Annotated in this window: 23 protein-coding genes; 10 read left to right on the top strand and 13 right to left on the bottom strand. The window is 65.5% G+C overall.

Annotated features, from left to right (window positions below; all coding sequences use genetic code 11):
• Nucleotides 1–8 precede the first annotated feature (8 nt).
• The 4 genes from BMX85_RS25145 to BMX85_RS25130 are packed head-to-tail and all read left to right on the top strand — an operon-like array spanning nucleotide 9 to nucleotide 4,761.
• Nucleotides 9–2,060 carry a S9 family peptidase gene (locus tag BMX85_RS25145; RefSeq protein WP_090325326.1) on the top strand — a complete coding sequence of 684 codons (2,052 nt, stop codon included), beginning with the start codon at nucleotides 9–11 and terminating at the stop codon, nucleotides 2,058–2,060.
• A gap of 52 nt (nucleotides 2,061–2,112) precedes the next feature.
• Complete coding sequence (locus BMX85_RS25140) at nucleotides 2,113–3,327, top strand: 6-phosphofructokinase (RefSeq protein WP_090325324.1); 1,215 nt, start codon at nucleotides 2,113–2,115, stop codon at nucleotides 3,325–3,327.
• A gap of 19 nt (nucleotides 3,328–3,346) precedes the next feature.
• A complete protein-coding gene (locus BMX85_RS25135; protein WP_090325322.1) occupies nucleotides 3,347–4,039 on the top strand; it encodes a purine nucleoside phosphorylase YfiH/LACC1 family protein in 693 nt (230 codons plus the stop codon).
• Nucleotides 4,000–4,761 (top strand): alpha/beta hydrolase, encoded by a 762-nt coding sequence (locus BMX85_RS25130; protein WP_143068063.1) that lies wholly within the window; start codon nucleotides 4,000–4,002, stop codon nucleotides 4,759–4,761. The genes BMX85_RS25135 and BMX85_RS25130 overlap by 40 nt, the downstream gene beginning before the upstream one ends.
• 33 nt (nucleotides 4,762–4,794) lie before the next feature.
• On the opposite strand, the gene BMX85_RS25125 is transcribed toward BMX85_RS25130, so the two are convergent.
• The 3 genes from BMX85_RS25125 to purM all read right to left on the bottom strand — a co-directional run bounded on the left by BMX85_RS25125 (nucleotide 4,795) and on the right by purM (nucleotide 6,749).
• Nucleotides 4,795–5,244 (bottom strand): type VII toxin-antitoxin system HepT family RNase toxin, encoded by a 450-nt coding sequence (locus tag BMX85_RS25125; protein ID WP_090325310.1) that lies wholly within the window; start codon nucleotides 5,242–5,244, stop codon nucleotides 4,795–4,797.
• Nucleotides 5,225–5,638, bottom strand: a complete 414-nt coding sequence (locus BMX85_RS25120; protein WP_307174209.1) for a type VII toxin-antitoxin system MntA family adenylyltransferase antitoxin — start codon at nucleotides 5,636–5,638, stop codon at nucleotides 5,225–5,227. Before BMX85_RS25120 ends, BMX85_RS25125 begins: the two co-directional genes overlap by 20 nt.
• A gap of 67 nt (nucleotides 5,639–5,705) precedes the next feature.
• The gene (purM, locus tag BMX85_RS25115) at nucleotides 5,706–6,749 is read right to left on the bottom strand and encodes a phosphoribosylformylglycinamidine cyclo-ligase (protein ID WP_090325308.1); all 1,044 of its coding nucleotides are present in this window, start codon (nucleotides 6,747–6,749) and stop codon (nucleotides 5,706–5,708) included.
• A 356-nt stretch (nucleotides 6,750–7,105) separates the two neighbouring features.
• Here purM and hda point away from each other — a divergent pair, with 356 nt between their 5' ends.
• The 5 genes from hda to panB all read left to right on the top strand — a co-directional run bounded on the left by hda (nucleotide 7,106) and on the right by panB (nucleotide 11,356).
• Nucleotides 7,106–7,792 (top strand): DnaA regulatory inactivator Hda, encoded by a 687-nt coding sequence (gene hda, locus BMX85_RS25110; RefSeq protein ID WP_090325307.1) that lies wholly within the window; start codon nucleotides 7,106–7,108, stop codon nucleotides 7,790–7,792.
• A gap of 10 nt (nucleotides 7,793–7,802) precedes the next feature.
• Complete coding sequence (locus BMX85_RS25105) at nucleotides 7,803–8,474, top strand: histidinol-phosphatase (protein WP_090325306.1); 672 nt, start codon at nucleotides 7,803–7,805, stop codon at nucleotides 8,472–8,474.
• A complete protein-coding gene (pcnB, locus tag BMX85_RS25100; protein ID WP_090325305.1) occupies nucleotides 8,467–9,879 on the top strand; it encodes a polynucleotide adenylyltransferase PcnB in 1,413 nt (470 codons plus the stop codon). Before BMX85_RS25105 ends, pcnB begins: the two co-directional genes overlap by 8 nt.
• Nucleotides 9,880–9,894: 15 nt before the next feature.
• A complete protein-coding gene (folK, locus tag BMX85_RS25095; protein ID WP_090325304.1) occupies nucleotides 9,895–10,410 on the top strand; it encodes a 2-amino-4-hydroxy-6-hydroxymethyldihydropteridine diphosphokinase in 516 nt (171 codons plus the stop codon).
• Nucleotides 10,411–10,477: 67 nt separating this feature from the next.
• Nucleotides 10,478–11,356: a 3-methyl-2-oxobutanoate hydroxymethyltransferase gene (gene panB / locus BMX85_RS25090; protein WP_177196882.1), complete on the top strand. Its 879-nt coding sequence runs from the start codon at nucleotides 10,478–10,480 to the stop codon at nucleotides 11,354–11,356.
• A 42-nt stretch (nucleotides 11,357–11,398) separates the two neighbouring features.
• Here panB and BMX85_RS25085 read toward each other — a convergent pair whose 3' ends face one another.
• Nucleotides 11,399–12,070: a PEP-CTERM sorting domain-containing protein gene (locus tag BMX85_RS25085; protein ID WP_229210659.1), complete on the bottom strand. Its 672-nt coding sequence runs from the start codon at nucleotides 12,068–12,070 to the stop codon at nucleotides 11,399–11,401.
• A 257-nt stretch (nucleotides 12,071–12,327) separates the two neighbouring features.
• Here BMX85_RS25085 and tkt point away from each other — a divergent pair, with 257 nt between their 5' ends.
• Nucleotides 12,328–14,388 carry a transketolase gene (tkt, locus tag BMX85_RS25080; RefSeq protein WP_090325300.1) on the top strand — a complete coding sequence of 687 codons (2,061 nt, stop codon included), beginning with the start codon at nucleotides 12,328–12,330 and terminating at the stop codon, nucleotides 14,386–14,388.
• 86 nt (nucleotides 14,389–14,474) lie between these two features.
• Here the strand turns inward: tkt and tal are convergent, their stop codons facing one another.
• The 9 genes from tal to BMX85_RS25035 form a co-directional block, all read right to left on the bottom strand.
• Nucleotides 14,475–15,545, bottom strand: a complete 1,071-nt coding sequence (gene tal, locus BMX85_RS25075; protein WP_090325298.1) for a transaldolase — start codon at nucleotides 15,543–15,545, stop codon at nucleotides 14,475–14,477.
• Nucleotides 15,542–16,225 (bottom strand): HAD family hydrolase, encoded by a 684-nt coding sequence (locus BMX85_RS25070; RefSeq protein ID WP_090325296.1) that lies wholly within the window; start codon nucleotides 16,223–16,225, stop codon nucleotides 15,542–15,544. Before BMX85_RS25070 ends, tal begins: the two co-directional genes overlap by 4 nt.
• Nucleotides 16,222–17,241: a phosphogluconate dehydrogenase (NAD(+)-dependent, decarboxylating) gene (gnd, locus tag BMX85_RS25065; protein WP_090325288.1), complete on the bottom strand. Its 1,020-nt coding sequence runs from the start codon at nucleotides 17,239–17,241 to the stop codon at nucleotides 16,222–16,224. Before gnd ends, BMX85_RS25070 begins: the two co-directional genes overlap by 4 nt.
• Before the next feature lie 171 nt (nucleotides 17,242–17,412).
• Nucleotides 17,413–18,774, bottom strand: a complete 1,362-nt coding sequence (locus BMX85_RS25060) for an aspartate aminotransferase family protein (protein WP_090325286.1) — start codon at nucleotides 18,772–18,774, stop codon at nucleotides 17,413–17,415.
• A 10-nt stretch (nucleotides 18,775–18,784) separates the two neighbouring features.
• Nucleotides 18,785–20,122, bottom strand: coding sequence for a glutamine synthetase family protein (locus BMX85_RS25055; protein WP_090325284.1), 1,338 nt, complete (start codon nucleotides 20,120–20,122; stop codon nucleotides 18,785–18,787).
• Between the two features lie 17 nt (nucleotides 20,123–20,139).
• Nucleotides 20,140–21,627, bottom strand: coding sequence for an aldehyde dehydrogenase (locus tag BMX85_RS25050; protein WP_090325282.1), 1,488 nt, complete (start codon nucleotides 21,625–21,627; stop codon nucleotides 20,140–20,142).
• A gap of 36 nt (nucleotides 21,628–21,663) precedes the next feature.
• A complete protein-coding gene (locus BMX85_RS25045) occupies nucleotides 21,664–23,115 on the bottom strand; it encodes an aspartate aminotransferase family protein (protein WP_090325280.1) in 1,452 nt (483 codons plus the stop codon).
• A gap of 28 nt (nucleotides 23,116–23,143) precedes the next feature.
• A complete protein-coding gene (locus BMX85_RS25040) occupies nucleotides 23,144–24,514 on the bottom strand; it encodes a glutamine synthetase family protein (protein ID WP_090325279.1) in 1,371 nt (456 codons plus the stop codon).
• 124 nt (nucleotides 24,515–24,638) lie between these two features.
• Nucleotides 24,639–25,397 (bottom strand): gamma-glutamyl-gamma-aminobutyrate hydrolase family protein, encoded by a 759-nt coding sequence (locus BMX85_RS25035; RefSeq protein WP_090325277.1) that lies wholly within the window; start codon nucleotides 25,395–25,397, stop codon nucleotides 24,639–24,641.
• Nucleotides 25,398–25,430: the final 33 nt, after the last annotated feature.

The raw sequence follows: 25,430 nt of genomic DNA, 5'->3' as shown, positions 1-25,430 counted from the left end.
GACCGCCCATGCGATTCCATCAGTTGCTCGTCGGCGCCACCCTGACGGCCGCCGCCGCGTTGTCGCACCCGCCGGCCGCCCATGCCGCCGACGCGGCGGACCCGGCCGCCGACGCCACGCCGCCGCCGATCGCCGCCTTCTACGACAATCCCCAGTTCAGCGGCGCGCTGTTCTCGCCCAGCGGCAAGTACCTGGCGGTGCGCGTGGCCGGCATGGACGGCCGCGACCGCCTGGGCGTGATGACCTTGAGCGACGCCAGCGTCAAGGTGGTGGGCGCCTTCGCCGACGCCGACATCGGTTCCTTCCAATGGGTCAACGACGAGCGGCTGGTGTTCACCGCCACCGACCGCAGCGTCGGCCAGGGCGACGCGCGCTACGCGCCGGGGCTGTTCGCGATCGACCGCGACGGCGGCAAGTTGCTGCAACTGGTCAGCCGCAGCGGCAAACCGCTCAACGGCGGCGGCGGCGGCGGCGGCGGCGGCCCGGGCGCCCGCGGCCGCGAACTGCTGCCGTGGAACACCTATCTGCTGGGCCAGAAGAACGGCCAGAATTCCGACGACATCTACGTCACCTACCGCGCCGGCACCAAGCGGGGCCAGCTCGACTATGTCGATCTGCAACGCCTGAATACGAAGACCGGCCGCTACACGTCGTTCAAGCGTCCCGGCGGCAGCCGCAGCTGGCTGCTCGACCACAATGGCGAACCGCGCCTGACCACCACGCGCGAGGGCAGGGTCAGCACCATTTATTACCGCGACCCGGCCAACGGCGACGAGTGGCGCAAGCTCGTCAGCTTCGACGTGTACACCGGCGGCAAGGACACCTTCAGCCCGCTGGCCTTCGGGCCCGACGGCACTTTGTACGTGGCCAGCCACGCCGGCCAGGACAAGTCGGCCGTGTACACCTTCGACTTTGCCACCAACAAGATCTCCGACCAGCCGGTGGTGCGCTTGGCGGACTACGATTTCTCCGGTAGCCTGCTGTTCGGCAAGGGCAAGCTGCTCGGCGTGCGCCGCCTGACCGACGCCCGCGACACCGACTGGCTCGACGACGACATGAAGGCGATGCAGGCCCGGGTCGACCGCATGCTGCCCAACACCGTCAACCTGCTGTCGCTGCCGACGCGGCCGGAGTCGCCGTGGGTGATGGTGACGGCCTATTCGGACCAGTCGCCGGCGCGCACCATGCTCTACAACAGCGACACCCAAAAGCTGCGCTTGCTCGGCAGCAGCCATCCGCAGATCGATCCGCAGCGGATGGCCCGGCAAACGCTGGTGCGCTACACGGCGCGCGACGGGCTCGAGATCCCTGCCTGGCTGACCGTGCCCAACGGCGGCGGCAAGAACCTGCCGCTGGTGATGCTGGTCCACGGCGGCCCGTATCTGCGCGGCGGCAGCTGGGGCTGGAACGCGAACAGCCAGTTCCTGGCCTCGCGCGGCTACGCGGTGCTGGAACCGGAATTTCGCGGCAGCACCGGCTTCGGCGAAAAGCACTTCCGCGCCGGCTGGAAGCAATGGGGCTTGAAGATGCAGGACGACATCGCCGACGGCGCGCGCTGGGCGATCGCCCGGGGCACCGCCGACCCCAAGCGGATCTGCATCGCCGGCGCCAGCTACGGCGGCTATGCCGCCCTGATGGGCCTGATCAACGACCCGGACCTGTACCGCTGCGGCATCAACTGGGCCGGCGTCACCGACATCAACTTGTTGTACGACGGCCACTGGAACTTCAGCTCCGACATGCCCGACGGCTGGAAGCAGTACGGCATGCCGGAACTGGTCGGCGACCAGGTCAAGGACGCCGGACAACTGAAGGCCACCTCGCCGCTGCTGCAGGCGGCGCGCATCAAGCAGCCGCTGCTGCTGGCCTATGGCGGCGCCGACCGGCGCGTGCCGCTGCCGCACGGCACCAAGTTCTACCAGGCCGTCAAGGAAGGCAACCCCGACGTCGAATGGATCGAGTACGAGGAGGAGGGCCACGGCTGGGCGCTGCCGAAAAACCGCATCGATTTCTGGGGACGGGTGGAAAAGTTCCTGGATAAAAACATCGGTGGCAAATAAAAATTTCGCTGTATAGTCACGGCTCAGTCTTATCCACGATAAGGAGCGGAACATGTCTTCAGGCAAAATTCTGGTCGCCCAGGGCGGCGGCCCGACCGCCGTCATCAACCAGTCGCTGGCCGGCGTGGTGCTGGAGGCGCGCCGCTTCCGCGACGTCACCCGCGTCTACGGCGCCATGCACGGCGTGCGCGGCATCGTCAACGAGGACTTCGTCGACCTCACGCGCGAGACCAGCAACAACCTCGAACTGGTGGCCGCCACGCCGTCGTCGGCGCTCGGCTCGACCCGCGACAAGCCGGACATGAAGTATTGCGAAGAGATCTTCAAAGTGCTGCGCGCGCACCAGATCGAACAGTTCTACTACATCGGCGGCAACGACTCGTCGGACACGGTGCGCATCGTCAGCGAGCAGGCGCAGCAAGCCGGCTATCCGCTGCGCTGCATGCACATCCCCAAGACCATCGACAACGACCTGGTCGGCAACGACCACACGCCCGGCTTCCCGTCGGCCGCGCGCTTCGTCGCGCAAGCGTTCGCCGGCGCCAACCTCGACAACGCCGCGCTGCCGGGCGTGTACGTCGGCGTGGTGATGGGCCGGCACGCCGGCTTCCTGACCGCCGCCGCCGCGCTGGGCAAGAAATTCCACGACGACGGCCCGCACCTGATCTACCTGCCCGAGCGGGTGTTCTCGCTCGACCGCTTCCTGCTCGACGTCAAGGACGTCTACGAGCGCTACGGCCGCTGCGTGATCGCCGTCTCCGAAGGCATCCACGACGCCTCCGGCGAAGCGATCGCCAGCCTGCTGGCCAAGGAAGTGGAGCGCGACGCGCACGGCAACGTCCAGCTGTCGGGCACCGGCGCGCTGGCCGACCTGCTGTGCGACGAGATCAAGGCCAAGCTGGGCATCAAGCGCGTGCGCGGCGACACCTTCGGCTACCTGCAGCGCTCGTTCATCGGCTGCGTCTCCGACGTCGACCAGCGCGAAGCGCGCGAGGTGGCCGAAAAGGCCGTGCAGTTCGCCATGTGGGGCGACCGCGACGGCTCGGTCGCCATCAAGCGCACCGGCTTTTACTCGGTCGACTACGAACTGCAGGCGCTGCAAGCGGTGGCCGGCAAGACGCGCGTCATGGAGGACGAGTTCATCAGCGCCAGCGGCACCGATGTCACGGACGCCTTCCGCCTGTATTTGCGGCCGCTGCTCGGCTCGGGCATGCCGGACGCCTTCCGCCTGCGCCCGGCGCCGGTGGAGAAAATCCTTAAACGATAGAAAGAGTTAGCAGCAAACGATGGTTATCAGAAGCACGGTTTTAGCGTCGGTGGAATCGGTCGTGCACGGCTTCGGCGGGCGGCACGACGACATGGCGCGGCACTTTCCGCACTACTGGGCGCGGCGGCCGATGCAGCACGAGCGGCACGGCACGCACATCGCCATCGCCGACCGCGAGCGCCAGGACTGCGGCGAGGCCGACGGCATGTTCACCGAGCGCCCCGGCCTGCTGCTGGCCATCGCCACCGCCGACTGCGTGCCGGTGCTGCTGGCGCGCAAGGACGGCAAGGCCGTGGCCGCGTTGCACGTGGGCTGGCGCGGCGCCTACGCCGGCATCATCGCGCGCTTCGGCGGGATGCTGGCCGCGCGCGGCGAACAGGCCGGCGACTGGCTGGCCGCGACCGGACCGGCGGCGGGCGACTGCTGCTATCAAGTCTCGCCCGAACTGATCGCGCAATTCGGCGCGCGTTACCCCATGCCGGCGCGCGTGATCGCGTCGGAGGCGGGCAATTTGAACCTGGCAGGCATCACCGCCTGGCAACTGGCGCGCGCCGGCTTCACCACTTTCTCCGCCGCGCCGGAATGCACGATGTGCCATCCCGGCGACGCCGGCTTCGCCTTTCACAGCTACCGGCGCGACCGCGAAACCCGCACGCCGATCAAGGATGTCCAATGGTCCGTCATCGCAATCTCCGAATCATCTCCGCGCTGATGCTGTCGCTCGGCGGCGCCGCCCCGGCCGCGTCGGCCGCAAGCCTGGACCTGACCTTGCAGGACCAGGCGCGGCAGCGCGCGATCCCGATCGAACTGTCGCTGCCGGCCGCGCCGTGCACCAAGGCGCCGTGTCCGGTGGCGCTGCTCAGCGCCGGCTACGGCAACGGCTACAAGCAATACCGCTTCCTGGTCGAGGCGCTGAACCGGGCGGGCTGGCTGGTGGTCAGCGTCGACCACCAATTGCCGACCGACGCCAAGCTGGACAGGAATGAAGACGTCGGCCCGCAACTGAAGACCATGCGCCGCCGTGGCGTCGCCAACCTGCGCTTCGTGCAGGACAGCCTGAGCAAATCGCATCCCGGCTACGACTGGCGGCACGTGACATTGATCGGCCACTCGCTGGGCGGCGACATCTCGGCCGAGCGCGCCGGCGAAGGCGACCCGACGATCACCCGCGTGGTCACGCTGGACAACCGGCGCGGCGCGCTGCCGCGCACGGCGGCGGTCAAGGTGCTGTCGATCCGCGCCAGCGACACGCAAGCGGACCCCGGCGTGCTGCCGGACGCGCAAGAGCAAAAACAGTACGGCACCTGCATCGTCAAGCCGCCCGGCGCCAGGCACAACGACATGTACGACGGCGGCCCGGCCGAGCTTAAGGCGGCGATCGCCAAAATCACGCAAGCGTTCCTCGTCAAAAACGCCTGCGAAGCCGCCCCATAATCAAAAGCAACTCCGGGGTCAGGTCCACCATTGCTACACGGGCTGGTGTGTATGAGGCCTCCCCCGTTGCAGCATGGACTTACTGAAGCGCAAAAAGTCCTCCAGGTGCTTATCAATGATGGTCACAACGATAGGCAAGTGCAAAATCTGGTAATCGTGTACGGCGATGTTGCGAAAGCCGACCATTCGTTTTAGCGCGTCGGCCAGTTCGGCCTGGATGATGTGCGCCTTGGACAACAAATCGAACACATCCCTCGCACTCTGCGGTACGCCGAGGCGTTCGCTGCGGATGACATGCTGTCCTATATCGAGCGCGGCTTGGCATGCGCGCTGAATGTTCATGATCGCAGCATCCTGGCGCGTGAAATCGCGATCAAAGGTCGCCGGATCTTTCAGATACTCCTCGCGGGCTCGGGCGACGCAGCGCTCGATCGTGGCGGCTTTGTTAAGAACGACATCATCATTACCGTTGGGTGCTGCCATACACTTGTCCTTCGCGTTGTATATCCACAAGCAAGCCCGCCCTTGCCTCGTCGAGCTCGGTTTTATCGCTGAGAATAAAGCATTCGTATAACGCGGCTTGGCTGTCTTTTTTCCACAGGAGTATCCCTGTCGTGATGACTTGGTACTGCATGACCGTTGACGCGCCACGCAGGTCGACCAGATCGACATCGCAGTTGGCCTGATTGGCTAACAGTTGAGCAAGTTCCCACGTCGTGACCGGATCGAGCTTGCCGGCCACCAGCACGGCCATATCGACATCGCTGTCCGGCCCCGCGCGACCGTTCGCGCGGCTGCCAAACAGATAGACCGCCAACAACGCCGGCAACCGTTGCCGCAAGATGGCGACCAGGCGCCCCCTCATCATCTCATCCATGCCGATTCTCCATAAAAAAAGCGGACCACGCCAAGGCATGGTCCGCTCTTTCCGCTCGCATGTAAAGTTACACGACGATGGTCTGGTGCTCGTCGCCGACGCGGGCGCGGATCTTGCCGATGGTGTAGACGATCTCGCCGGCCTCTTCCAGCTGCTCGATGGCGGCGGCGGCGTTTTCCTGCGAAACGATGACCGTCATGCCGATGCCGCAGTTGAACACGCGGTGCATCTCGGCGTCGGCCACGCCGCCGTGCTGCTGCAGCCACGTGAACAGCGGTGGCAAGGTCCAGGATTTCGAATCGAGCTCGGCCACCAGGCCCGGCTGCAATACGCGTGGAATATTTTCCACCAGCCCGCCGCCGGTGATGTGCACCATGCCTTTGACTTCCATCGAGGCCATCAGCGCCAGCAGCGGCTTGACGTAGATGCGGGTCGGCTGCATCAGCACGTCCGCAAGCTTCCTGCCGTGGAAGTCGCCTTCCAGGTCCGGCTTGGCCACTTCGATGATCTTGCGCACCAGCGAGTAACCGTTCGAGTGCACGCCCGACGAGGCCAGGCCCAGGATGACGTCGCCCGGGGCGATCTTGGTGCCGTCGATGATCTTCGATTTTTCCACCGCGCCGACCGCGAAACCGGCCAGGTCGTATTCGCCGGCCGGGTACATGCTCGGCATTTCGGCCGTTTCGCCGCCGATCAGCGCGCAACCGGCCTGCTCGCAACCCTGGGCGATGCCCTTGATGACGTCGGTGGCGATGGCCACGTCGAGCTTGCCGCAAGCAAAGTAATCCAGGAAGAACAGCGGCTCGGCGCCCTGCACCAGGATGTCGTTGACGCTCATGGCGACCAGGTCGATGCCGACCGTGTCATGACGGTTGAGCTCGAATGCCAGCTTGAGCTTGGTGCCGACGCCGTCGGTGCCGGACACCAGCACCGGCTCCTTGTACTTCTTGCTGATCTCGAACATGGCGCCGAAACCGCCCAGGCCGCCCATGACGCCCTCGCGCAGGGTGCGCTTGGCGAAAGGCTTGATTGCTTCGACTAAAGCGTCGCCCGCGTCGATATCGACGCCGGCGTCACGGTAGGACAGGGAAACATTTGAAGTTTGGCTCATGGTGTATTTCGCAGCGGAGGCGGTAAAATAGAAGGCGGAGACCGTTTCGTAACAAAATCGCACGTTTTCAGCGCTATTCTGCACAAATCCGCGCAAATAAGCCTGCGCGAACCCGGTCAATCCGCTATTTTATCAAAATGCCCCGTCCACCTGCCGTTTTTAACCATCTAAATCACATTCCATGCCATTTCCCCTCGCGCTAGAGCACAAGCACACGGCATTCTGGCTGGCGGCACGGGCGACCCACCCTTGGCATTTCGGCACCACGCGCCCCGGCGCCCCTCTATAATGCGTGACGTATCTAAAAAAAGCGTCAAGAAAAGCGTTATGCAAACGATCAAACCAAGGCGAACGCCATGAAACAGCTGGTGCTCGATTTAGGCGCGGACCAGGCGCACAGCCTCGCATCGTTCGAGGTGGGACAGAACGCCGAGGCGGCGGCGCTGATGGCGCAATTCGCCGATCGCAGCTCGCGCGAGCACTTCGCCTACCTGTGGGGCCTGGGCGGCGTGGGCAAGACCCACCTGCTCAAGGCGCTGGCCAGCGCCGGCGGCGAGGACGAACAGCGGCGCGCGCGCTACATCTCGCCGTTCTCGATCGAGTCCGAATTCCAGTATTCGCCCGAGGTGGACCTGTACCTGCTTGACGACTGCGAAAAACTGTCGCCGGTGGCGCAGATCGACGCCTTCGCGCTGTTTAACGAAATCCGCGCCAACAACGCCTTCATGGTGTGCAGCGGCGCCGTCGCCCCGGCGGTGCTGCCGGTGCGCGAGGACCTGCGCACGCGCATGGGCTGGGGCTTGATCTACCAGATCCACGGCCTGACCGACGACGAAAAGGTGGCCGCGCTGGGCGCCGCCGCCACCGCCCGCGGCTTGACGCTGTCGCCCGGCGTGATACCCTACCTGCTGTCCCATTTTCAGCGCGACATGCGATCGTTATCGACGATGCTCGACTCGCTGGACCAGTATTCCCTTGAAACCCAACGCCCGATCACCCTGCCGCTGTTGCGCGAGTGGTTGCAGGCGGAAGCGAAAGAATGACGAATCCCGCATGAAGCTTGCCCTCTTTGACCTTGACCACACGCTGCTGCCGATCGACTCCGACCACGAGTGGGGCGAGTTCTTAGTGCGCATCGGCGCCGTGGACGCGGCCACCTTCAAGCGCCGCAACGACGATTTCTACGCGCAGTACCAGGCCGGCACGATCGATCCGGTCGAATACCTGGAGTTCGCGCTCGGCACCCTGGCCGGCTTCCCGCCGGTGAAGCTGGCCGAGATGCAGGCGCAATTCATGAACGAGGTGATCGTGCCGGCGATCCGCCCGGCCGCGCTGGCGCTGCTGAAAAAACACCAGGACGCCGGCGACCTGGTGGCCATCGTCACGGCCACCAACCACTTCGTCACCGAACCGATCGCCAAGGCGCTGGGCGTCGAGCACCTGATCGCGGCCATGCCGGAACGCGACGCCGACGGCGTCATGACCGGCCGCCTGCTTGGCACGCCGACCCAGGGCGCCGGCAAGATCGTCCACACCAAGGCCTGGCTCGAAAAGATGGGCAAGACCCTGGAGGACTTCGACACCGTCTACTTCTACAGCGACTCGCACAACGACCTGCCGCTGATGTCGATCGTCTCGCACCCGATCGCGACCAACCCGAACGCCACCCTGAAAACGCACGCCACCGCTCAAGGCTGGGCATTAATTGAACTATTCAATGATTAAGAAACTGATCCGAAAAATCCTCGGCACCAAAGACAAGACCGCCAAGGCCCGCGACACCAACACGCCGGTGATACTCGGCCCCGACGCCCACGGCATCGATCCGAAGCTGCTGTCGTCGAACGCGGTGCGCGTCACCAGCACCTTGCAGGAAGCCGGCTTCGAGGCCTTCGTCGTCGGCGGCGCCGTGCGCGACCTGCTGCTGGGCGTGAAGCCGAAAGACTTCGACATCGCCACCAACGCCACGCCGGAGCAGGTGCGCAAGCTGTTCCGCCGCGCCTTCATCATCGGCAAGCGCTTCCAGATCGTGCACGTGATGTTCGGCCAGGACCTGCTGGAGGTGACCACCTTCCGCGGCACCACGCTGGACAACGCGCCCAAGGACGACCATGGCCGCGTCCTGCGCGACAACACCTTCGGCTCGCAGGCGGAGGACGCGGTGCGGCGCGACTTCACCATCAACGCCATGTACTACAACCCGGCCAACCAGCAGGTGCTGGACTACCACGGCGGCATCGAGGACATCCGCGCCAAGACCTTGCGCATCATCGGCCAGCCGGAAGCACGCTACCGCGAAGACCCGGTGCGCATGCTGCGCGTGGTGCGCTTCGCGGCCAAGCTCAAATTCACCATCGAACCGGTCACCGCCGCGCCGATTCCCGTGATGGCGTCGCTGATCGACAACGTGCCGCCGGCGCGCGTGTTCGACGAGATGCTCAAGCTCCTCATGAGCGGCCACGCGCTGGCCTGCCTGCAGCAGCTGCGCAAGGAAGGCCTGCACCACGGCCTGCTGCCGCTGCTCGACGTGGTGCTCGAGCAGCCGCTCGGCTTCAAGTTCGTCACGTTGGCGCTGGACTCGACCGATTCGCGCATCGCCGCCGGCAAGACGGTGTCGCCGGGCTTCCTGTTCGCGTCGCTGCTGTGGCACCAGGTGCTGGAGAAATGGACCGCCTACCGCGCCGCCGGCGAGCAAACCATCCCGGCGCTGCACCTGGCCGCCGACGACGTGCTCGACTCGCAGACCGAGAAGCTGGCCTTGCAGCGCAAGATCGGCACCGACATGCGCGACATCTGGTCGATGCAGCCGCGCTTCGAGCGCCGCACCGGCAAGTCGCCTTACAAGCTGCTGGAGCACCTGCGCTTCCGCGCCGGCTACGACTTCCTGCTGCTGCGCTGCGCCTCCGGCGAGATCGACGCCGAACTGGGCGAATGGTGGACCGCCTTCTACGAGGGCGACGAGGCCACCCGCGAGGATTTGATCGCGACGGCCGGCCAGTCGTCGTCGGCCACCGGCGGCGCGGCGAGCAAGCGCAAACGCGCACCGCGCCGCGGCGGCCGTAGCAAGGGCCCTGCCGAGGCGGCCGAAGGCGGCGCGCCCGGCACCGGCGGCAACGGCGGCGGCGAGTAAACCGCACTCGCGACCATGGGCATCATCGGCAAAAAGGATGAAGGCGGCTTCGCCTTCACCATCGCCTACATCGGCATCGGCGCCAACCTTGGCGACGCGCGCGCCAACGTCGCCGACGCCGTCGAACGCCTGCAAAGCCTGCCCGGCTGCACGCTGATGGCCACGTCAAACCTGTACCGCACCGCGCCGATCGACTCCGGCGGCGACGACTACATCAACGCCGTCGCCCGCGTCGCCACCACCCTGGACGCCGAGGCGCTGCTGCGCGCGCTGCACGACATCGAACAGGCGCACGGGCGCGAACGCCCGTACCGCAACGCCCCGCGCACGCTGGACCTGGACCTGCTGCTGTACGGCGACGCCGTCATCGCCAGTCCGACCTTGACGGTGCCGCACCCGCGCATGACCGAACGCGCCTTCGTGCTGGTGCCGCTGCTGGAACTGGCGCCGGCGATCCATATTCCGGGACGCGGCCCGGCGCGCGATTACGCGGCCGGCGTCGCCGGCCAGGGCATCGCCCCGGCCACCTGACCTTCTGCACGCGATAGCATTCAGGACTACACTATCGCGGTCCGACTTCATCTCTAAAGGAACCACCATGTCTGGTTATTTGCAAGGAAACGAACTGGCCGCGAGCCAAAAGCCCGCCGCCACCACCTCACCTGCACCGGCCAAAGCGGCCGCCACCAAGGCTGTCACCGTGCACACGCTTGCCGCCCTGCGCGCCGCCGGCGAAAAAATCTCCATGCTGACGTGCTACGACGCCAGCTTCGCCTCGCTGATGGACCGCTGCGGCGTTGAGATCCTGTTGATCGGCGATTCGCTCGGCATGGTCTGCAACGGCCATCAATCGACGTTGCCGGTCACCGTCGCCGAAGTGGCGTACCACACCGCCTCGGTCGCGCGCGGCAGCAAGTCGGCGCTGATCATGGCCGACCTGCCGTTCGGCGCCTACGGCACGCCGGAGACGGCGTATGCCAACTCGGTGCAGCTGATGCAGGCCGGCGCGCACATGGTCAAGCTCGAAGGCGGCGCGTGGCTGGCCGATACGGTGCGCTTCCTGACCGAGCGCGCCGTTCCGGTGTGCGCGCACCTGGGCCTGACGCCGCAGTCGGTACACCAATTGGGCGGTTACAAGGTGCAGGGCAAAACCACGGAAAGCGCGGAACTGCTGAAAGCCGACGCACTGCGCATGCAGCAGGCCGGCGCTTCGATGGTGCTGCTCGAAGCGATCCCCGCGCAGCTGGGCAAGGAGGTCACCGACCTGCTGGCGATACCGACGATCGGCATCGGCGCGGGTCCGGACTGCACCGGCCAGGTGCTGGTGATGCACGATCTGCTGGGTGTCTTCCCGGGCCGCAAGGCGCGCTTCGTGAAGAACTTCATGGAAGGCCAGACCAGCATCGACGCCGCCATCGGCGCCTATGTCGCGGCGGTCAAGGACGGCAGCTTCCCGGCGCTGGAGCACTGCTTCTAACAAGGCATCGGCGGTCCACGGCCGCCGATGCCCCGCTGCCGATTACGCCCGCTGGCGTTTGCGACGGGCGATAAACCCTAGCACGCCCAGGCCCGCCAGCATCATGCCGTAGGTTTCCGGTTCCGGCACCGGCGTCGTCACCGCGGCGGGGCCCGACAGGTGCAGGTCGTTCACCGTCGCCCATACGCCCGGCTGGTCGCCCGCCGTGACGCTGAAGGACACCAGGCTGCCCGTCGAGACGAAGCCGACGAACGAATTAAACTTCGGCGTGTTCAGCGTGAAGCTCACGGTCGACCCGGTGCTGTCGGTGGCCGACAAAGTCAGGTAGGCGGCCGGCGTCGAAAACCCGAACAGGTCGGAGCCGAAGAAGAAGCCGCCGACACCCGCGAGCGGCGCGCTCGGCGCGAACGTCACCAGATCCAGGCGGTTGCCGCCGGTGAGCCAGATATCCGAGAAGTCGTCGGTCGCCCCCCAGATTTCCCCCGAATTCGGCGCCGCGCTGACCGTGTAGCCATAGCCGCCGGCGGTGCGCGTCAGCGGGCCGTCGTATCCGGTGGATTCGAGATCGTCGAAGGTATCGACGCCGGTCGTACCGACCGCCGCCAGATAGGATGACTGGCTGGTGTAGGTGGTGATGTCGGCATGGGCGGCGCTGGCGGCCAGCAGGAAAACGGCGGATGCGAGGACGGATTTGGCGGAAAACAATTTACCCAAGATAGCGCTCCTAATCAAAAGTTAATTTGCGAAGACTTCAACTGGTTTTTTTGCGTGCGACGTAGCGACTATAAGCTTGTCATTTCAGCATTGCAAATATTATATTCATTTTTGATAAGCGCTTTTTCTTCTTAGCGAAGCGCGCACGGCAAGGTGGCGTGCCGCACAGAGCCGGAAGCATTGCTGGGCTAGCCTGACGGAGGCGGCCGCCCCATTCCGGCGTCGGCCTCCTATGTATGTGCTACGAGGAGTCACGCATGAACAACACCGATCAGCTCAGCGTCAACACGCTGCGCTTCCTGGCCGTCGACATGGTCCAGCAAGCCAACAGCGGCCACCCCGGCCTGCCGCTCGGCGCCGCCCCCATGGCCTACGTGCTGTGGACGCGCTTTCTGAAACACCACCCCGCCGATCCGCACTGGTTCGACCGCGACCGCTTCGTGCTGTCGGCCGGCCACGGCTCGGCCCTGCTCTACGGCCTGCTGCACCTGAGCGGCTACGACCTGTCGCTGGACGACCTGCGCCAGTTCCGCCAATGGGACAGCCGCACGCCCGGCCATCCGGAGCGCGGCCACACGCCGGGCGTGGAAATCACCACCGGCCCGCTGGGCCAGGGCTTCGCCAACGGCGTCGGCATGGCCATCGCCGAAGCCAGCCTGGCCGCGCGCTACAACCGTGAGGGCCACAACGTCATCGACCACCACACCTACGGCATCGTCAGCGACGGCGATTTAATGGAGGGCGTGGCGTCGGAGGCGGCCTCGCTGGCCGGCCACCTCAAGCTGGGCAAGTTGATCTACCTGTACGACGACAACCAGGTCACGCTGTCGGCCGGCAGCGACATGACCTTCAGCGAGGACCGCGCCGCGCGCTTCGCGGCCTACGGCTGGCATATCCAGACGGTGGAAGACGCCAACAACATCGAGGCGATCGAGCAGGCGCTGGCCACCGCGCGCGCCGAGGTGCACAAGCCCTCGCTGATCCTGGTGCGCAGCCACCTGGGCTTCGGCTCTCCCAACAAGCAGGACAAGATCGACGCCCACGGCTCGCCGCTGGGCGCCGACGAAGTGGCGCTGACCAAGCGCGCGCTGGGCTGGCCGGAAGACCCGCCGTTCTTGATTCCCGACGGTGCGGCCAGCCCCTTCACCAACGGTGGCGCCCACGGCGCGCGCCACCAGGCCGAATGGATGGACCGGCTGGCCGCCTACGAACAAGCCTTCCCCGACGAGGCGCGCGAACTCAAACAGCTGATGCGCGACGGCGCCGGCGAGCTGCCTGCAGGCTGGGATACCGACATCCCCGTGTTCCCGGCCGACGCCAAGGGCGTGGCCACGCGCACCGCCGCCGGCAAGGTGGCCAACGCCATCGCGGCCAGGCTGCCGGCGCTGATCGGCGGTTCGGCCGACCTCGATCCGTCGACCTTCACCGCGCTGGCCGGCTTCGGCGACTTCCAGCCGGACGGCATGGACGAGAGCACCGGCGACCGCCAGGGATCGAACGGCGGCGGCTGGAGCCGGCGCGGACGCAACCTGCACTTCGGCGTGCGCGAACACGCGATGGCGGCCATCAGCAACGGCATCGCCGCGCATGGCGGCGCGCTGCCGTTCAACGCCACCTTCTTCGTGTTCTCGGATTACATGCGGCCGGCGATCCGCTTGTCGGCGATGATGGGGCTACAAGTGGTGTACGTGTTCACGCACGACAGCATCGCCCTGGGCGAGGATGGCGCCACGCACCAGCCGGTGGAACATCTGGCCAGCCTGCGGGCGATACCGGGGCTGGTGGTGATCCGGCCGGCCGACGCCAACGAAACGGCGGTGGCGTGGAAGGTGGCGGTGGAATCGTCCGGCCGACCGGTGGCGCTGGTGCTCACGCGCCAGCACGTGCCGACCTTGGACCGCGAGCGATATGCGGCGGCCGAAGGCTTGCGGCGCGGCGCGTATGTGGTCAGCGAGGCGGACGGCGGCAAGCCGGAACTGGTGTTGATCGCGACCGGCTCCGAAGTGGACCTGGCTTTGCGGGCGCAGGCGCGGTTGTTGGAGGACGGCGTGCGCGCGCGCGTGGTGTCGATGCCAAGCTGGGAGTTGTTCGAGGATCAGCCGCAGGCGTATCGCGACGAGGTGCTGCCGCCGGCGCTCGATGCGCGTCTGGCGATCGAGGCCGGCGTGGCGCAGGGGTGGCATCGCTACGTCGGGCAGCGCGGCAAGGTGCTGTCGATCGAGGGCTATGGCGCCTCGGCGCCGGGTGAGCGGCTGCTGCGGGAGTATGGTTTCGGGGTGGAGAATGTGCTGCTGATGGCGCGGCAGGTTCTGGGCTAACGAACCTGCACGCCGAACGTGCTTGACACGTAAAACACGTAGGGCCGATTACGCTGCGCGCCGTAATCGGCCCTACGTCAACCGGCTCACCGCCCGCTCTTCTGCTCTATCACCTCGAGCAGCTTCGCCCACGATTTGCTGAACGCCTCCGCGCCCTCGCGCTGCAATCGTTCCGCCAACTCGTCGCCGTCAATGCCAGCATCGGCGAACTTGGCGATCACCTTCTCCGCATCGCCCCCCTCTGGCGGCATGCTGCCATTGACGATGCCATGGTCGGCGAACGCCAGCAAGGTCTTCTCGGGCACGGTGTTGATCGTATTCGGCGCCGTCAGCGACGTCATATACAGAACATCCGACGCCTCGGGGTCCTTCGTTCCTGTGCTGGCCCACAGCAGCCGCTGCGCCAACGCGCCCCGCTCCGCCAACAGCTTCCAGCGCTGCGACGCCAGCAACTCGCGATACGCCACATAGGTGCGGCGCGCCATCGCGATTCCCAGCGTGTTGTTCGCGCCCTCCGGCCCCTTGTCCTTCACCGCCGTATCCCAGCGGCTGACGAACACCGACGCCACCGACGCCACCTTCGGATCGAGCCCCTTCTCAAGCCGGCGCTCGACGCCGCGAATATACGCCTCCGCCGCAGCCAGATACTGCTCGCGCGAGAACAGCAAGGTCACATTGACCGGAATGCCGGCGAAGATCGCCTCCTCGATCGCCTTCACGCCCTCGGGCGTGCCGGGAATCTTGATGAACGCGTTCGGGCGGCCCAGCCGCTCGTGCAGCGTCTTCGCCTCCCGCAGGGTGCCCTCGGCGTCGTGCACCAGCAGCGGCGAGACCTCCATCGAGACCCAGCCGTCATGCCCATCCGACGCTTTATGCATCGGCAGGAACAGATCGGCGGCGGCGCGCAAATCCTCCAGCGCCAGCTCCAGGAACAGCGCCTCCCCCGACTCGCCGGCGGCGCTGCGTTGCGCGATCGCCTTGTCGTAGAAATCGGCGCCGTGGATGGCCGCCTCGAAGATGCTCGGATTCGACGTCAATCCTTTCAGGTCGTACTCGCGGATGTACTTCTCCAGCGTGCCGCTGGTGAGTAGTCCGCGCGTGATATTGTCCAGCCACAGGCTTTGCCCGAGCTCATACAGACGCAATGCAGGGTTCATGGTGTGCTCTCCTTTTCACGGCCGGCGAACGCCGGCAACTGGTGCTGCAAAAGATCGCCGATACGTTCGACGGTCAAATCGGGGGTGGTGAAGCTGGCGACATCTGGCGCGGTGGCGTAGTGTCCCTGGCGCGGAAACACCGTGGTAAGGCGATCGCCCCAGCCGGACTTCATCGCCGCCAGTATCCTCACCTTGTCGTCGACCATCACATAGTGGCGCGCCGGGTAGGCCTTCTCGACCTCGCACAGCATGGTCTCCTTGTGGATGTAGATCAGCACCCGGCCTTCGACCGCGTCCCACAGGCCGGAATACTCCACCTTGCGCGGCTGGAAGACCACGTCGCCATCCGACAGGATCACCACCTTGCCCCACTGGCCAAGGTGCTTGATGACATCCAGCGCCTGCGGATACAGGCGGTCGGCGAAGCGATAGTTCATCAACCAGCCGGCCATCAGCAGCAGGCGCGGCTCGTTGAGCGCGTCGACGCGGTAGCGCTGCAGCGCGCCCAGGTAGTCGGCGTAGCCGAGCTCCGAGCGCAGCTCCTCGAAGATCTCCCAATAGCGGTCGCGCGCCTCGGCGCCGAACTCGCGTTCCAGATGGTCGCGCAGGTCACGCTGGACGGCATCGTTGTCCATCAGCGTGTTGTCGCAGTCGACCAGAAAAACGATATCGTCCATCATGGCTTGGCCGGTTTCTCGGCGTGGCCGCCGAAGCCGGCGCGCATCGCCGACAGCACCTTGCCGGAGAATTCGGCGTTGCCGCGCGAGCTGAAACGCTCGAACAGCGCGGAACTCAGGATCGGCACCGGCACGCCTTCATCGATGGCGGCGTTGATGGTCCAGCGGCCCTCGCCGGAATCGGAGACGCGGCCGGCGAATTGGTCCAGATGCGGGTCCTTGAGCAGCGCGTCGGCGGTCAAATCCAGCAGCCACGAGCTGATCACGCTGCCCCGGCGCCATACCTCCGTGATCTCGCCCAGATCTAGGTCGTACTGGTAATGCTCTGGATTGCGCAATGGCGTGGTCTCGGCGTCGACTTCGTGTTCGAGTTTGCCGATATTGGCGTTGCGGAGGATGTTCAGCCCTTCGGCGTATGCGCCCATGATGCCGTACTCGATGCCGTTATGGACCATCTTGACGAAGTGACCCGCGCCATTCGGCCCGCAATGCAGGTAGCCCTGTTCGGCGCTGCTGTTTGGCTTGTCGCGGCCCGGTGTCGGCGTGGCCGCCGCGTGGCCCGGCGCCAGCGACACGAACAGCGGCTCGAGATGGCCGACGATCTCCTTCTCGCCGCCGATCATCAGGCAGTAGCCGCGCTCCAGGCCGTGCGTGCCGCCGCTGGTGCCGACATCGACGTAGTGCAGACCGAGCTCCTTGAGCTGCGCGCCGCGCCGGATATCGTCGTGGTAGTGCGAGTTGCCGCCGTCGATGACGATGTCGCCCGCTTGCATTAGTGGCTTGAGGGTGTCGAGCGTGGCGTCGACCGACGCCGCCGGCACCATCAGCCACAGCACGCGCGGCGTCTCCAGCTGCGACACCAGATCCCCCAGCGAGGAGGCGCCGGTGACGCCCTCGCGCAGTACCGACTTCACCGTCTCCGCGTGCCGCGCATAGGCGACGCACTGGTGACCGTTCCTGGCGAGCCGCCAGACCATGTTGGCGCCCATGCGCCCCAGACCTATCATGCCGATTTTCATATCATATCCTCGCACTGTCAAAGTGCGCGGGCATGTCGAAATGCAGGCCCCGCGCTCTGACGAGGGTAGACCTGGCGGGCGATCGTATCGGTTCGGTGGAGCACATAGCGAGCTCATCGTTGAGCCGTTGGTGCGTCGATTTGTATCCCGATTGTTTCAGTGGCGGTTTTGTTAGACCAGCTCCCGCAGGCAATCGTCGAAGGTGGACAGCAAGCGGGCGACATCGGCCTCGCCGGTGCCGGGGCAGACCAGCAGCATGTTGTGGAAGGGTGTGATCAACAGGCCGCGATTGAGCAGGTACAAATGGATGATCTGTTCCAGTTCGCCGTCGAGGATCGCCTGCGCCTCGCCGCCGTTGCGCGGCGCGGTGGGGGCGAACTGGAATTCCGTGCGGGCGCCAACCCGCGTCACGCACCATGCCAGCTTGTGGCGGGCGATGACGTCACCCAGCCCCTGCGCCAGCGTCGCCGCCAGCGCGAACATGTGCCGGTATGCCGCGTCGGTCATGACCTGTTCGAGATTGGCGCGCATCGCGGCCATCGCGAACATATTGGCGCTCAAGGTGGTGCCGACACCCGAGTGGCCCGGCGGCGCGCCGCGTTTGGCCTGCTCGACCCTGCGCGCCAGCTCTTCGGTGAAACCATACACCGCGCAGGGGATTCCACCGCCGACCGGTTTGCCGATCACCAGCGCGTCCGCCCGCATGCCGTGCGCCTGGGCGTAGCCTCCCGGGCCGCTGCTGATCGTGTGCGTCTCGTCGATCACCAGCAGCGTGCCGTGACGCTGGATGATCCGCTGCGCCGCTTCCCAATAGCCGGGCTGCGGCAGCACCATGCCGATATTGGTCATCACCGGCTCGGCCAGCACGCAGGCGACATCGCCTTTCGCCAGCGCCGCTTCCAGCGCCGGCAAATCGTTGAACTCGACGACCACCGTGTGATCCGTCAGCGCGTGAACCTGCCCTAGCAGGCTATCGCGCTGGGTCGGCACGCCGTCGACCAGGTCGACGAACACGTCGTCCACCGTGCCGTGATAACAGCCATTGAAGACCAACACCTTGTCGCGCCCCGTCGCCGCGCGCAGCCAGCGCAGCACGAAGCGGTTGGCGTCCGAAGCCGATAGCGCGAACTGCCAATAGGGCAAGCCGAAGCGCCGTGCCAGTTCCGCCGCCACCGGCGCCGCGTCCGCCGACGGCAGCATGGCCGTGTAGCCGCGCGTGGCCTGGCGCTCGATCGCCCGCGCCACAGGGGGCGGCGCATGACCAAACATGGCCCCCGTATCGCCCAGACAAAAATCGACGTATTCATGGCCGTCGACGTCGCGGAAGCGCGCGCCGGAAGCCTCGTCCACCGCCAGCGCGAAGGGCGTCGACCAATCGTTCATCCAGTGCATCGGCACGCCGAACAGGAGATTCCTCCCCGACTCCGCCGCCAGCCGCGCCGATTCGGGATTGCTTGCCACGTAGGCTGCGCGTTCCCGCGCCGCGAGCGCCTGCGCGCGCGGCCAGTTCAATCCATCGCGTGTGTTGCGCATCGCCCCCTCCTCACACCAGCAGCATCAGATGCTCGCGCTCCCAGGAACTGATCACGCGGCTGTAGGTGGCGAATTCCAGCTCCTTGACTTCGCAGAACGCCTGCACGAACAGATCGCCCAATATATCGCTCAAGGGTTTGCATTCACGCAGCCGCAAGATCGCATCCTCCAGATTGCGCGGCAGCTGGTCATGCACATGCTCGGCGCTGCCCTCGGTCGGCTCGGAAGGCGTCAGGCCGTCGACCATGCCGAGGTAGCCGCACGCCAGCGTCGCGGCCATCGCAAGATAAGGGTTCACGTCGACGCCGGGCACGCGGTTCTCCACCCGGCGATTGGTCGGCGTGGAGTTGGGAATACGGAAGCCGCAGGTGCGGTTGTCGTAGCCCCAATGGACATTGGTCGGCGCCGACATGAAGCGCGACAGCCGCCGGTAGGAATTGACGTGCGGCGCGAACAGCAAGGTGGCCGCCGCCGTGTAGCGCTCCAGGCCCGCGATATAGTTGAAGAACAGGGGGCTCGGCTCACCTTTTTTGTCGCTGAAGATGTTGTTGCCGGTCGCCGCATCGAGGATGCTTTGGTGGATGTGCATCGCGCTGCCCGGCTCCGTCTCCATCGGCTTGGCCATGAAGGTGCCGAAGATCCCGTGCCGCAGCGCCGTCTCGCGTACCGCGCGTTTGAACAGGAACACGCGGTCGGCCAGTTCCAGCGCGTCGCCGTGGGTGAAGTTGATTTCCATCTGGCCGGCGCCGGCTTCGTGGATAAGCGTCTCGACGCCCAGTTGATGCTGCTTGCAGAAGGTCGATAGCTCGAGGAAGAAGGGATCGAAATCGTTGACCGCGTCGATCGAGTACGACTGCCGGCCGGATTCGGTCTTGCCGCTGCGGCCCAGTGGAGGCGTCAGCGGCTCGTGCGGATTGCTGCTGCGCGCGACCAGGTAGAACTCCATTTCCGGCGCCACCACCGGCTGCCAGCCACGGTCCGCGTACAGCTTGAGGACCTTGCGCAGCACCGCGCGCGGTGACAGGCCGACCGGCGTGCCGTCGAAGTTCTGGCAATCGTGGATCACCAGCGCGACGTTTTCCGCCGCCCACGGCACCTGCCGCAAAGTGGCCAGATCCGGCACGCAGATCATGTCCGGATCGGTGGCGCCGGTGTAGGGCAGGTTGTTCGGCTGTTCGCCATTGACGGTGTTGAGCAGGACGCTCTTAGGCAGGCGCATCTCGCCCTCGCTGAGGAACAAGTCCTTCGGCAGGATTTTCCCGCGCGCGATGCCGGTCATGTCGGCGATCACGCACTCCACCTCGTGGATATTGCGCTCGCGTAGAAAATCCTTCATTGCCTGGCTCATCGCCGTCTCCCTTTTCGCTAGCCTATCTGAATCCAGGTGGTTTTCAGTTCGGTGTATTTATCGAACGCGTGCAGCGACTTGTCGCGGCCATTGCCGGACTGCTTGTAGCCGCCGAAAGGCACGGTGATATCGTCGCCGTCGTACTGGTTCACGTGCACGGTGCCGGCCCGCAGCGCGCGCGCCGTTTGTATAGCCTTGGTCATGTCGGACGTCCACACGGCCGCCTGCAAACCGTAGGGCGTGGAATTGGCTTGCTTGATCGCTTCCTTCAAGTCGGTAAAGGCCAGCACCGAGAGCACCGGCCCGAAAATCTCTTCGCGCGCGATGGTCATGCCGCTGTCGACCTGGTCGAACAACGTCGGCTCGACGAAGAAGCCGCCGCTCTCGGTGCGCGCCTGCCGTCCGCCGGACAGCAGCTTGGCGCCGCCCGCCTTGCCGGCCTCGATATAGCCCATCACCGTTTTCAGCTGCGTCGCGTCGACGATGGCGCCCATCACCGTGTTCTCGTCGAGCGGATCGCCCGGCTGGAAGTCAGGCATCATCGCCAGCGCCTTCTCGATGAACTGGTCCTTGATCGACGCTTCGACGAACAGCCGCGATGGCGCGTTGCAGCTCTCGCCCTGGTTGAAGTAGATCGAGCCGATGGCCGACGCCACCGCCGCATCGAGGTCGGGACAATCGGCGCAGACGATGTTGGCGGACTTGCCGCCCAACTCGGTCCACGCGCGCTTGAGGTTCGACTGGCCGGCCATCTGCAAAATCTGCTTGCCGACGCGCGTGGAGCCGGTGAAGCCGATGCAGTCGACATCCATGTGCAGCGCTAGCGCGGCGCCGGCCTCGTGGCCATAGCCGGGCAGCACATTGAACACGCCCGCCGGAATGCCCGCCTCCAGCGCGATGTCGGCCAGGCGCAGCGCCGTCAGCGGCGACTTCTCCGAAGGTTTGAGCACCACGCTGTTACCGGCGGCGAGCGCCGGCGCGATCTTCCACGCCGCCATGATCATCGGATAGTTCCACGGTACGATGGCGGCGACCACGCCGACCGGCTCGCGGGTGATCAACGCCAGGCTGTTCTCGGCGGTCGGCGCGATCTCGTCGTAGATCTTGTCGATCGCCTCGCCGTACCAGCGCAGGCAGTTGGCGGTCGCGCCCACGTCCACGCTCTGGCTGTACTTGATCGGTTTGCCCATGTCCAGCGTCTCGAGCAGGGCCAGCTCCGGGCCGTACTTTTGCACCAGATCGGCGAACTTGATCATGATGCGCTTGCGCTGGGCCGGCGACTTGCCCGCCCAGCTGCGCGCTTCGAAGGCCTCGCGCGCGCTGGCGACCGCCGCGTCGACATCGGCGCCGTCGCAGCGCGCCACCATGCCCAGCTTGCGTCCGTCGATCGGCGACAGGTTCTCGAACTGCTGTTCGTTCTTGGCCCATACGCGCTGGCCGCCGATGAAGGCGCGGCCATCCATCTGCAGGCCGGCCGCCTGCTCATGCCACGATGCTGGCACCATCTTTGTCGTCATTTTTCGCTCCAATCCAATTCGGGTTTAGACCCAGCCGCGTTCCTTGATGTCGGCGTAGGTCAGGTCCAGACACTTGCGGATCAGCGCCACCATCTCGTCGATCTGGGCCACGGTCATCACCAGCGGCGGCGCGATGATCATGCGGTCGCCGACGGCGCGCATGATCATGCCGTTGTCGAACATGTATCCACGGCAGACCATGCCCACGCCCAGCGCCTCGTCGAACGTCACGTTGTCGTGCGCGATAGCTCCCTTGCTGCGCACCAGATTCAGGCCCGCGACGAAGCCGCAGCTGTCAGCGTATCCGACCAGCGGATGGTCCGACAGTTCCGCAAAGCGCTTCTTCAGATATGGCCCGGTTTCGTTGGCGACGCGCTCGACCAGCTTCTCGTCTTCGATGATGCGGATATTTTCCAGGGCGGCCGCGCAGGCCACCGGGTGGCCGGAATAGGTGAAGCCGTGATTGAACTCGCCGCCCTGCCCGATCAGCACATCGGCCACACGGTCGCCGACCAGCACACCGCCCAGCGGCACGTAGCCGGACGTGACGCCCTTGGCGAAGGTGATCAGATCGGGCTTGATGCCGAACAGCTCCGACGCGAACCACTTGCCGAGCCGCCCGAAGCCGCAGATCACCTCGTCGGCGATCAACAGGATGCCGTACTTGTCGCAGATGCGCTGGATCTCGGGCCAGTAGGTGGCGGGCGGGATGATCACGCCGCCGGCGCCCTGTACCGGCTCGCCGATGAAGGCCGCCACCTTGTCGGCGCCGACCTCCAGGATTTTCTGCTCCAGCCACGAAGCGGCCTCGATGCCGAATTCGTCCTCGGTCATGCCGCGCCCGGACTCCAGGTAATTGGGCTGGCCGATATGGACGATGCCGGGAATCGGCAAGCCGCCCTGCGCGTGCATGCCGTCCATGCCGCCCAGCGAAGCGCCGGCGACGGTGCTGCCGTGATAGGCGTTGTGGCGGCTGATGATGGTGTGGCGTTCCTTGTAGCCCAACACGTCCCAGTAGCGGCGCACCATGCGCAGATTGGTGTCGTTGCCTTCCGAGCCGGAGCCGGTGAAATAGACGTGGTTGAACTGCGGCGGCGATACCTTTACCAGCTTGGCCGCCAGCTCCACCGCCGGCACGTTGGTGGTGTTGAAGAAGCTGTTATAGAACGGCAGCGTCTCCATCTGCCGGTACACCGCTTCAGAGATGCTGGTGCGGCCGTAACCGACGTTGACGCACCACAGGCCGGACATGCCGTCGAGGACCTTCTTGCCCTGCGAGTCCCACAGGTAGATGCCTTCGCCGCGCACCATCACGCGCGCGCCCTTTTCGCCCAGCGCCTTGTGGTCGGTGAACGGGTGCATGTAGTGGGCGGTATCCAGCTTCTGGATCGCGGCGGTGTCGTACACCTGCGGCGCGGCGGGATTTTTTACCGACGCGACCAGCGCGGCGCTTGGTGCCAATGAGTTGTTAGCCATAGTGATTCCTTGTTGGAGAGTTGGACGGTCAGACGTGCAGCAGCAGGTGTTCGCGTTCCCACGGGCTGATGACGGTCATGAATTCCTGATGCTCCAGGTCCTTGATGGCGGCGTAGACGTCGATGAAACGGCCGCCCAAAACGCTGCGCAGCTTGTCCTCGGCGCGCAGGTGCTGCAGCGCCTCCGGCAGGCCTTGCGGCAGTTCTACTTTGAGGTCGTAGGCGCTGCCCACGGTCATCGGCGTCGGTTCCAGCTGTTCGGTCATGCCGAGATAGCCGCAGGCCAGCGTGACGGCCAGCGCCAGGTACGGATTGGCGTCCGCGCCGATGATGCGGTTTTCGACGCGCCGATCCTGCACACCCGATTCCGGCACGCGGAATCCGACGGTGCGGTTGTCCATGCCCCACTGGATATTGATCGGCGCCGCCGTATGGCGCACCAGGCGGCGGTACGAATTCACGTACGGCGCGACGATCGCCATCGCCGACGGCATGTAGCGCTGAAGGCCCGCGATGTATTGCTTGAAGATCGGCGCGGCCGATCCATCCTCCGCGCTGAAAATGTTCATGCCCGTTTTGACGTCGACCACGCTCTGGTGCACGTGCATCGCGGAACCCGGTTCACCCGCCATCGGCTTGGCCATGAAGGTCGCGTACATATCGTGCTTGAGCGCCGCCTCGCGCAAGGTGCGCTTGAAGAAGAACACCTTGTCGGCCAGTCCCAGCGGGTCGCCGTGCAGGAAGTTGATCTCCATCTGGCCGGCGCCGATTTCGTGAATCAGGGTGTCGACGTCGAGGTTCATCAATTCGCAGTAATCGTAGATGTCCTCGAACAGCGGATCGAACTCGTTGACGGCGTCGATGCTGTAGACCTGGCGGCTGGTCTCGGCGCGGCCGCTGCGGCCGATCGGTGGTCGCAATGGCAGGTCCGGGTCGGTGTTCTTGGCGGTCAGGTAGAACTCCAGCTCCGGCGCCACCACCGGCTTCCATCCCTTGTCCTCATACAGCTTGAGCACCCGGCGCAACACGGAGCGCGGGGCGAAATCGACCAGGCGGCCGTCGGAGAAGTAGCAGTCGTGGATCACCTGCGCGGTCGGATCGCTGGCCCACGGCACCATGGTGATGGTGGTCGGATCGGCCTTCAGGATCATATCGCGGTCGGTGCTGGAGATGGCGCGGTCGTAGCCCGCGTCCTCGGTCGGGTAGTTGCCGGTCACGGTCATGCCCAGCACCGCCTCCGGGATGCGCATGCCGCGCTCCTGGGTGAATTTACCGCGCGGGAGTATCTTCCCGCGCGCCACGCCCGTCAGATCGGGCACCAGGCATTCAATTTCGGTGACGTGTTTTTCGTTCAGCCACAGATCCATATCTGTGTACGTAAAGTTCTCGCGGATTGCCATGTGATTCTCTCATTGTTGTTTTGATCGTGCGGGCGGCCGCCTGCGGGCCGCCGTTGCCGTGGTCTTGCGCGATGTCGCGAATAGGGGCACTAAGGGACCCGCCGCGCCCACTGTTCGTAGGTCTTCATGCGTCTCTCCCTTGCTTGTAGATGCGGCAGGCCTCACCGAAGGCCTGGAACAACTTGATCGAGTCGGGGTTCTCGGATAACCGCCACTCGGGGTGCCACTGTACCGCGAGCGTGAATCCCGTGTCGCCCGGCAGGCTGTAGGCTTCGACCAGTCCATCGTCGGCGCGCGCCTCGATCACCAGGCCCGGCGCCAGTTTGGCGATGCCCTGACCGTGCAGCGAGTTGACCATGATCGTCGAGACGCCACCCAGGATTTGTGCCATGCGTCCCGCCGGGTTTAAGGTCACGCGGTGCGACGCCGCGTACTGCTGCTCAAGCGTTAGCGTCTTCTGCTCGCGGTGGTCGGACATGCCCGGCACATCGTGCACCGCCTGGTGCAGCGTGCCGCCCAGCGCCACGTTCATCTCCTGGAAGCCGCGGCAGATCGCCAGCAGCGGAATGCCTCGTTCAAGGGCGGCGCGGATCAACGGCAGCGTGGTGGCGTCGCGCGCGGGGTCGCGCGGCAGCGAGGGATCGAGCACCGATTGTCCGTACAGGGCAGCGTCGACATTTGAGGGGGAACCGGTCAGCATGATGCCGTCCGCCAGATCGAGCACCGCATCGAAATCGGTGGCCGCGCCGAGCGCGGGTAGGATCAGCGGCGTGCAGCCGGCGCCGTCGGCCACGGCGGCAACGTACTTGAGATGCGCGGTGTGGCTGGCGTGGACGCCGACCAGATTGACGCAGGCTGGGACCAAAACGATAGGGCTGCGCATATTTATCGATTTAACATGAATTACATTTGATCA

Source organism: Duganella sp. CF517, assembly GCF_900110275.1.
In the GTDB taxonomy this organism is placed as follows: Bacteria; Pseudomonadota; Gammaproteobacteria; order Burkholderiales; family Burkholderiaceae_D; genus Rugamonas.
The sequence above is the reverse complement of the archived record's forward strand: the minus strand, read 5'-3'. Positions and strand labels throughout refer to the sequence as shown.